Annotated in this window: 7 protein-coding genes; 6 read left to right on the top strand and 1 reads right to left on the bottom strand. The window is 70.8% G+C overall.

Translation table 11 applies throughout. From position 1 onward, the window contains the following. A partial coding sequence (locus E0497_RS08835) for an ISAs1 family transposase (protein WP_137724414.1) occupies positions 1 to 430 on the top strand: 430 nt, incomplete at its 5' end. On the opposite strand, the gene E0497_RS08830 is transcribed toward E0497_RS08835, so the two are convergent. Continuing rightward, the gene (locus E0497_RS08830) at positions 413 to 865 is read right to left on the bottom strand and encodes an LGFP repeat-containing protein (RefSeq protein ID WP_241665796.1); all 453 of its coding nucleotides are present in this window, start codon (positions 863 to 865) and stop codon (positions 413 to 415) included. The genes E0497_RS08835 and E0497_RS08830 overlap by 18 nt on opposite strands. A 25-nt stretch (positions 866 to 890) precedes the next feature. On the opposite strand from E0497_RS08830, the gene E0497_RS08825 reads away from it, so the two are divergent. From E0497_RS08825 to nirB, 5 genes are all read left to right on the top strand, one after another. Continuing rightward, positions 891 to 1205 (top strand): hypothetical protein, encoded by a 315-nt coding sequence (locus E0497_RS08825; RefSeq protein ID WP_137724413.1) that lies wholly within the window; start codon positions 891 to 893, stop codon positions 1203 to 1205. A 480-nt stretch (positions 1206 to 1685) separates the two neighbouring features. Further along, entirely contained in the window at positions 1686 to 3035 is a 1350-nt protein-coding gene (locus E0497_RS08820; protein WP_170312921.1) for an MFS transporter, read from the top strand. Next, the gene (locus E0497_RS08815; RefSeq protein ID WP_137724411.1) at positions 3032 to 5134 is read left to right on the top strand and encodes a molybdopterin oxidoreductase family protein; all 2103 of its coding nucleotides are present in this window, start codon (positions 3032 to 3034) and stop codon (positions 5132 to 5134) included. The genes E0497_RS08820 and E0497_RS08815 overlap by 4 nt, the downstream gene beginning before the upstream one ends. After that, entirely contained in the window at positions 5131 to 6630 is a 1500-nt protein-coding gene (locus E0497_RS08810) for an FAD-dependent oxidoreductase (protein WP_137724410.1), read from the top strand. The genes E0497_RS08815 and E0497_RS08810 overlap by 4 nt, the downstream gene beginning before the upstream one ends. Next, the gene (gene nirB / locus E0497_RS08805; protein ID WP_137724409.1) at positions 6627 to 9128 is read left to right on the top strand and encodes a nitrite reductase large subunit NirB; all 2502 of its coding nucleotides are present in this window, start codon (positions 6627 to 6629) and stop codon (positions 9126 to 9128) included. The genes E0497_RS08810 and nirB overlap by 4 nt, the downstream gene beginning before the upstream one ends. The last annotated feature ends 50 nt before the right edge of the window (positions 9129 to 9178 follow it).

The following is a 9178-nucleotide window of genomic DNA, read 5'->3' as shown; positions in this document are numbered from 1 at the left end:
CAAGGGTCGTGGTCACGGGCGGCGGGAGTGCCGCACGATCAAGGCCACCGAGGTCGATGCCGGCCTCGGTTTCCCGCACGCCTGCCAGGTGTTGCAGGTCCGCCGGACCGTCACCAGAAAGGGCCGCAAGAGTGTCGAGGTGGTCTATCTGATCACCTCGATGCCGATGACCTCTGCTGCTCCGACCCAGGTCGCGGCATGGATTCGCGGCCATTGGGGCATCGAGAACCGACTGCACTGGGTTCGCGATGTCACGTTCGACGAAGATCGCTCGGCCGTCCGCACCGGCAACAGCCCACAGGTGATGGCCACCCTCCGGAACACGGTAGTCGGCATCCTGCGGCTCGCCGGCCACACCAACATCGCCGGCGCGCTACGCCACCACGGCCGTGATCCACACCGGCCGATCGATCTACTTCATGCCGCCTGACATGGGGTTATGCGACTTTGCCGGGCCCCTGGGGTGGGCGCCGGCGGCTGCGGACCAGTAGATGCTGCCGTGCAGAAACTCGCTACGCGCGCCGGTGTTGCCCGGATTCTGGTATTCCGGCGAGGTCGGGTAGCTGAGGAAGCTGGCGGGGCCGCCCATGGCGTTGTACTTGTCGCGGATCGCACCACAGACCGCGTGCGGGGACGGGATGTAGAACTGGCAGTTGTCGGCGACGACCATGGCCATGCGCTCGGCGAGTTCGGCGTCGTCCTGGGTAACGCCTTCCGGGAGTGCTGTGCGTTGCATGCGCGACATGGCGCCGGCGGGAAGCTCGGGGAGCTGATCGGCCGGGACGGTCAGTGCGTGCTGCTGGGCACGAACCAACGCCATGCCGGTCGGCGCCGTCTTGCCGGGCTCCCGCTCGGGCTTCTCCACATCGACCGAAGCGGAGGGTGGCGGGGTGGCCGGTGTCGAGGCGATCGCGGCGGATTTGTCCGGCGCAGCCGAGGGCGCTGGCTCCACGGTGGTCGACGGCGCCGTCGTGGCCGGCGCCTGCTCCGAGATCGTCGCCGGACTCGCGGTCGTCCGTGCCGCCGGAGCGGACTCCGACACCGTCGGTGTAGCGGTCGACAGTGGTGTCGTCGACTCGACCGTGGTGTCGGCTTCCGATGCCGATGCCGATGCCGATGCCGATGCCGATGCCGGTGCGGTGGTCGTCGGCCGCACTGTTGTCGTGGTGGTCGTCGCCGATGTCGTGGTGTCGGGCTCGGCGTAGGCGGTGGCCGCGGTGGTGGACACCAGTGAGGCGGCGAGAGCGACCACGGTCAGCATTCGTACCGACCGGCTGGCGAATCTCCCCTTACGCCAGCGGTGTTCATGATGCGAGATCATGCTTCCCCGTCCTTCTGTTGTAGAGCCTGAGAAATTCTCAGGACCAGATGAACGTAGACCGGTATAGACGACGAAACCGAAGTAGCGCGTATCTCCGGTGTGTCGCCCGGTTTGGTGCCGGGAGCTGGCGGGTCTCGACGAGAATCGGAGCCTGACCCAGTGACATCGCCACCGCGAAACACGCAGTGTTTCCGCTCCCTCACCGGCCGCATGCTTACCGGTGAGGGAGTGTTGACCGGCGGGTCACCGGACGCAGCACCGACGCAACACCGTCCTTCTACCTTGGGGTTTCCCTCACAGGTAGGAGGCTCCGGTGACCACACTGTCCGATCGATCCGAGACATCGACCCCGCAGCAGCCGGTGGTGCGCCGCCATCGGATCGAGCACTGGGATCCCGAGGACGTCGACGCCTGGGAGGCCGGCGGCAAGGCGATCGCGCGACGCAACCTGATCTGGTCGGTGATCGCCGAGCACGTCGGGTTCTCGATCTGGTCGATCTGGTCGGTGATGGTGCTGTTCATGCCCACCGACGTGTTCGGCATCGACGCGGCCGGCAAATTCTTCCTCGTCGCAGTACCCACCCTCGTCGGATCGCTGCTCCGCATCCCGTACACGGTGGCGACAGCCCGCCTCGGCGGCCGCAACTGGACAGTGTTCAGCGCGGTCCTGCTGCTGGTGCCGGCGCTGCTCGCGTTGTGGTTCGTGACGCACCCGGGCGCGTCGTACACCACTCTGCTGCTGGTCGCCGCCACCGCCGGCGTCGGCGGCGGCAACTTCGCGTCGTCGATGACGAACATCAACGCGTTCTATCCGCAGCGACTCAAAGGCTGGGCCCTCGGCCTCAACGCGGGCGGCGGCAACATCGGGGTACCCGCGATCCAGTTGGTGGGGCTACTGGTGATCGCGACCGTCGGCACCACCGCTCCGTACCTGGTGTGCGCGATCTACCTGGTGTTCATCGCGGTCGCCGCGGTCGGTGCGGCCCTGTTCATGGACAACCTCGGCGGACAGACCGCCGACCTGCGCTCGATGCGCGACGCCCTGAAGATACGGGACTCGTGGGTCGTGAGCTTCCTCTACATCGGCACGTTCGGCTCGTTCATCGGCTTCAGTTTCGCGTTCGGGCAGGTCCTGCAGATCAACTTCCTCGCCGGCGGCGACACCCCGTCCCAGGCCGCACTGTACGCCGCGCAGATCGCGTTCGTCGGACCCCTCCTCGGATCGGTCGCCCGCCCGATCGGCGGACTGCTCGCCGACCGGATCGGCGGCGGCCGCATCACCCTGTGGACGTTCGCGGGCATGACCGCGGCCGCAGCCGTCCTGGTCACCGCCGCCACGATCGACGACGCCACCCCCGGCGCGGCGTCCGGCACGACCCTGGCCGTGCTCGTCGCCGGCTTCGTGGCCCTGTTCGTGCTGTCCGGTCTCGGCAACGGCTCGGTGTACAAACTGATCCCGTCGATCTTCGACGCCCGTGACCGGAACCTGTCCGGCGCACTCATCGGGTTCGCGGGCGCCGTCGGCGGACTCGGCGGCGTCGGCATCAACCTGGTACTGCGGGCGTCGTACGGCAGCGCGGCCGCGTCGGCGACCCTCGCGTTCTGGGTGTTCCTCGGCTTCTACATCGTGTGCGGCATCCTCACCTGGACGGTGTTCGTGCGTCGCCCAGCGATGGAACATGCTGCCGCCGACAAGGTTCCGGTGACACTGTGACTGCGGCGACCGCAGCCCTCACCGACACGCACTGCCCGTACTGCGGCCTGCAGTGCGCGATGACCCTGACCCGATCCGCCGACACCGTCACCGTCACCGGACGTCGATTCCCCACCAACCGCGGCGGCCTGTGCCAGAAGGGGTGGACGAGTGCCGAACTGCTGCGGCACCCGGACCGGCTCACCACACCCCTGATCCGGACGGCCGGCGACCTGCGTCCGGCATCGTGGGACGACGCCCTCGACCACGTCGCCGACGGCATCCGGGCCGCGCAGGCCGCAGGTGGGCGGGACGCCGTCGCGGTGTTCGGCGGCGGCGGCCTCACCAACGAGAAGGCCTACCAGCTGGGCAAATTCGCGCGGGTTGCGCTCGGAACGTCGAACATCGACTACAACGGACGGTTCTGCATGTCGTCGGCGGCCGCGGCCGGGATCCGGGCGTTCGGGCTCGACCGCGGGCTGCCGTTCCCCGTCTCCGACCTGTCGCCGGCGAAGGCGATTCTGCTGGCCGGTGGCAACGTCGCCGAGACCATGCCGCCGCTGCTGGGGCACCTCGCCGCCGCGGCGGATGCCGGTGGGCTGATCGTCGTGGACCCGCGCCGCACCGCCACCGCCGAACGAGCCCTCGCGGGCGGCGGACTGCACCTGCAGCTCGCCCCCGGCACCGACCTGCCCCTCGCACTCGGCCTGCTGCACGTCGCGGTCACCGAGGGGCACCTCGACCGCGACTATCTCGACTCGCGCACAACCGGTTTCGACGACGCCTGGCTCGCGGCAGCACAGTGGTGGCCCGAACGCACCGAACGGGTCACCGGGGTGCCCGTCGCCGCACTGCGCCGGACGGTGGAGATCCTGTCCCGATCACGGCGCCGCGACACCGGCGCCTACGTGCTCACCGCGCGCGGCACCGAGCAGCACGCGTCCGGCACCGACACCGTCTCGGCGTGGATCGCGCTGGCCCTCACTCTGGGGCTGCCGGGACGCCGCGGCAGCGGCTACGGCGCCGTCACCGGCCAGGGCAACGGGCAGGGCGGACGCGAACACGGGCAGAAGGCCGACCAGCTGCCCGGCTACCGCAAGATCACCGATCCGGTTGCGCGCGACCATGTTGCGCGGGTGTGGGGCATCGATCCGGGCGAGCTGCCCGGGCCGGGCCGCAGCGCCTACGAGCTGCTCGACGCGCTCGGTCGGCCGGACGGGCCGCGGGCGCTGCTGGTGCACGGCGCGAACCTCGCGGTGTCGGCGCCGCGGGCCGGGCACGTCGTCGACCGGTTGCGGTCCCTGGACCTGCTGGTGGTGTGCGACTTCCTGCTGTCGGAGACCGCGGCGATGGCCGACGTGGTGCTGCCGGTACTGCAGTGGGCCGAGGAGGAGGGCACCGTGACCAGTCTCGAGGGGCGGGTCCTGCGGCGGCGTAAGGGCATCGACCCGCCGGCCGGGCCGCGCAGCGAACTGGAGGTGTTGCGTGCTTTGGCTGTTCGTCTCGGCCAGCCGGCGGACCGGTTCCCGGCCGAGCCCGGCGTGGTGTTCGAGGAGTTGCGGCGCGCATCCGCCGGCGGCAAGGCGGACTACGCGGGCGTCACGTACGCGCGGCTCGATGCGGGGGAGGCCCTGCACTGGCCGTGCCCCGACACCGACCACCCCGGGACGCCGCGACTGTTCCTCGACCGGTTCGCCACCGCCGACGGCCGGGCCCGGTTCACGGCCGTCGACCATCGCGGCCCCGCCGAACCGGCCGACGGCGAGTTCCCGCTCGTCGCGACGACGGGACGTGTTCTGGCGCACTACCAGTCGGGGGCGCAGACCCGCCGCATCACGGAGTTGGCGTCCGCGGCCGGACCGATGTTCGTGCAGGTGCATCCCGACACCGCGGACCGGGCCGGGGTGCGCGACGGCGAGGATGCCGCCGTGATCGGCCGCCGCGGCCGGGTCGCCGCCGTGGTCCGCTGCGACGACACGATGCGGCTCGACACCGTGTTCCTGCCGTTCCACTTCCCCGGCGACGCGCGGGCCAACCTGCTCACCAACCCGGCGCTCGATCCGACGAGCCGGATGCCGGAGTTCAAGGTGTGTGCGGTCCGGCTGGAGGCGGCCTCATGACTCGGGTCGTGATCGTCGGCAACGGGATGGCCGGTGCCCGGCTGGCGGAGGAGTTGCGTCGCCGGCAGCCGGATCCGGCCCGACTCGAGGTGGTGGTGTTCGGGGCGGAACCGCGGGCCGCCTACAACCGGATACTGCTGTCGACCGTGCTGGCGGGCGGCATCACCGCCCGCGACACCCGGCTGCGGCCCGACGAGTGGTGGGCGCGCAGCCACGTGGACGTCCGGGTGGGGGTGCGGGTGACAGGGTTCGATCCGGTCGCGCGGACCGTGCGGTGCGACGACGGAACGTCCCTCGGCTACGACGAGCTGGTCCTCGCGACCGGCAGCACCGCGTTCGTGCCGCCGATCGACGGCGTCGCCGCCGGCGACGGGCACGTGGTCGCGTTCCGGACGGTCGACGACTGCGACCGGATCGCGGCCGTCGCCCGGCCCGGTTGCCGGGCGGTCGTCCTGGGCGGGGGGCTGCTGGGGCTCGAGGCGGCGCGGGGGCTGCTGATGCGGGGAGTCGACGTCACCGTCGTGCATCCCAAGACGGTCCCGATGGAACGGCAACTCGACGACGGCGGCGGCCGGGTCCTCGTCCGGGTCCTCACCGGTCTCGGTGTGCGGATGCTGCTGCAGCGGCGGGCGGTCGCCCTGCGCGACAACGGGTCCGGGCGGGAACTGGTGCTCGACGACGGCACCGCGGTGCCCGCCGACCTGGTGGTGCTCGCGGCGGGTATCCGGCCCGAGACCACCCTGGCCCGGGATGCCGGGATCGTCGTCGACCACGGGATCGTCGTCGACGACGCGCTGCGCACGAGTGCCGCGCACGTGTGGACGATCGGGGAGTGCGCGCAGCACCGCGGGCAGGTGTACGGGCTGGTGCAGCCGGGCTGGGAGCAGGCCGCGGTGGTGGCCGACCGGATCACCGGCGCCGACCCGGATGCTGACTATCCGGGCACCCCGGCCCTGACCCGGCTCAAGGCCCACGACATCGATCTGGCGTCGATGGGGGACGTCGACGCGGACCTGCACGACAACGGTCCCGGTGACGGCCGCGAGGTGCTCGTCGTCGCCGACCCGGCCCGCGGCCGCTACGGCAAACTCGTCGTCGCCGGCGACCGGATCGTCGGGGCCGTCCTGCTCGGCTGCCCCGACGTGGTCGGGACCGTCACACAACTGTTCGACGCGCAGCTGCCGGTGCCGCGGGACCGGATGACGCTGCTGACCGGCCGGGCCGCCGCCGCGTCGGACGCGGCGAGCCCCGCGGGCATGCCGGGCAGTGCGGTGATCTGCCGCTGCAACTCGGTCACCAAAGCGGATCTGACGACGGCCTGGCGGGCCGGTGCCCGCACGGTCGCCACGCTCGCATCGGCGACTCGCGCCACGACGGGCTGCGGCGGTTGCGGCTCCGTGGTCGACGGGATCTGCGACTGGCTGCGCACGACGGACCCGGCCGTCGGACCCGAACGGACGGAATCACATTCGGCACGGAAGGAAGGTGCGGCATGAACAGCAAGACCGCGATCGTCATCGGACACGGCATGGTGGGGCACCGGTTCGTGGAGGCCCTGCGGGCACGGGACGACTCCGGCACCTGGGCGGTGACGGTGCTGTGCGAGGAGACGCTGCCCGCGTACGACCGGGTGGCGCTGTCGTCGTATGTCGGGACGTGGGACGCGTCGGAGCTGGCGTTGGCAGGCAACGACTTCGCCGGCGACCCGGCCGTCGACCTGCGGGTGGGGACGGCGGCCGAGTCGATCGACCGCACGGCCCGCACCGTCACCACCTCGGGCGGCGAGGTTCTCGGCTACGACGCGCTCGTCCTCGCGACCGGGTCGTACCCGTTCGTCCCGCCGGTGCCCGGGCACGACCACGGGCTGTGCTTCGTGTACCGCACCCCGGCCGATCTCGACGGCATCCGGGCCCGCGCCGAGGCGGCCGGTACCGGTGCGGCGGGAGTAGTGGTGGGTGGTGGGCTCCTCGGCCTGGAGGCGGCGAACGCGTTGCGCCAGTTGGGGATGACGCCGCACATCGTCGAGCACAACGATCGGCTCATGCCGCTGCAGGTCGACGACGGCGGAGGTCGGGTCCTCGCCCGACTGGTCACCGACCTCGGGCTGTACCTGCACACCGGGACCGGGATCGCGTCGATCACCGACGGGCCTGCCGGGGTGCGGGTGGACCTCTCCGACGGCAGCGTGATCGATGCGGCGCTGCTGGTGTTCTCCGCGGGTGTCCGGCCGCAGGACCGGTTGGCCCGCGACGCGGGTCTCGCGGTCGCCGAGCGCGGCGGCATCCTCACCGACAGTGTTTGCGTCACTTCCGATCCGGACGTGTTCGCGGTCGGCGAGTGCGCTGCCGTCGAGGGCCGCTGCTACGGGCTCGTCGCCCCCGGCTACACGACCGCGGAGGTGGTCGCCGACCGTCTGCTCGGCGGGGACGCGGTGTTCCCGGGCGCCGACCTGTCGACCAAACTCAAGCTCCTCGGTGTGGACGTCGCGAGTTTCGGTGACGTCCACGGTGTCACGCCGGGCGCCCTCGAGGTGGTGCTGTCCGACGCCGCGAAGGGCACGTACGCCAAACTCGTCGTCTCCGACGACGCCCGCACCCTGCTCGGCGGCATCCTCGTCGGCGACGCCACCGCGTACGGGTCGCTGCGCCCCCTCGTCGGACGCGAACTGCCCGGCGACCCGGCGGCCCTGATCTCCCCGACCGGTGAGAAGCCCGGTGCCGGAGCGCTTCCCGACGACGCCCAGGTGTGCTCGTGCAACGCCGTCACCAAGGGGCAGATCTGCGACGCCATCGTCGGCGGCGCGTGCGACATCGCCGCCGTCAAGGCGTGCACGGGCGCCGGCACCACGTGCGGTGGCTGCCTGCCGACGGTGAAGCAACTGCTCGCGGCGTCCGGGGTGGAGTTGTCGAAAGCCCTGTGCGAGCATTTCGACCAGTCCCGCGCGGAACTGTTCGAGATCGTCCGGGCCACCGGTACCCGCACGTTCTCGGCCCTGATCGGCAAGTACGGCACGGGTTCCGGCTGCGACATCTGCAAGCCGGTGGTCGCATCCATCCTGGCGTCGACCGATTCGGATCACATCCTGCACCCGCAGCAGGCGGGCCTGCAGGACACCAACGACCACTTCCTGGCGAACATCCAGAAGAACGGCACCTACTCGGTGGTGCCGCGGATGCCCGGCGGCGAGTGCACCCCCGATCAGCTGATCGTGATCGGTGAGGTGGCCCGCGACTTCGGCCTGTACGTGAAGATGACCGGCGGGCAGCGTATCGACATGTTCGGTGCCCGCGTCGAACAGTTGCCGGCGATCTGGCGTCGGCTCGTCGACGCCGGCATGGAATCCGGTCAGGCATACGGCAAGTCGCTGCGCACCGTCAAGAGTTGCGTCGGATCGATGTGGTGCCGGTACGGGGTGCAGGACTCGGTGGGGACGGCCGTCGACCTCGAACTGCGGTACCGCGGCCTGCGGTCACCGCACAAGCTCAAGTTCGGGGTGTCCGGGTGTGCCCGCGAGTGCGCGGAGGCCCGCGGCAAGGACGTCGGCGTCATCGCCACCGAGAACGGCTGGAACCTGTACGTGTGCGGCAACGGCGGCCAGTCGCCCAAACATGCCCAACTGCTCGCCGGCGGCCTGGACGACGACACCCTGGTGCGGTACATCGACCGGTTCCTCATGTTCTACATTCGCACCGCCGACCGCCTGCAGCGCACCGCGCCGTGGCTCGAGGCATTGGACGGCGGCCTCGACCATCTGAAGGCCGTCGTGTGCGACGACGTCCTCGGCATCGGCGACGAACTCGAGTCGGACATGGCCACGCATGTCGACGGCTACCGCGACGAGTGGGCCGGTGTGCTCGAGGACCCGGAGAAGCTGTCCCGGTTCGTCTCCTTCGTCAACGCCCCGGAGACGGCCGACCCGACGGTCGCATTCGACGATTCCGGTGCCCGCAAGGTGCCGGTGCTCATGGGAATGCCCGCGATGCCGCACTCGTGACAATCGCTTACCGCGAGGGAATCGGGGCTTAACGCCGGGGTAACACCGGC

The organism is Prescottella subtropica (assembly GCF_005434945.1).
GTDB classification, from domain to species: domain Bacteria; phylum Actinomycetota; class Actinomycetes; order Mycobacteriales; family Mycobacteriaceae; genus Prescottella; species Prescottella subtropica.
Note: the sequence above shows the minus strand (reverse complement) of the source record. Positions and strands in the feature narration are given on the sequence as shown.

Excerpts from the sequence above, each read along its gene's own strand:
- E0497_RS08810 (WP_137724410.1), top strand. The coding sequence starts at position 5,131 with ATGACTCGGGTCGTGATCGTCGGCAACGGGATGGCCGGTGCCCGGCTG.
- nirB (WP_137724409.1), top strand. The coding sequence starts at position 6,627 with ATGAACAGCAAGACCGCGATCGTCATCGGACACGGCATGGTGGGGCAC.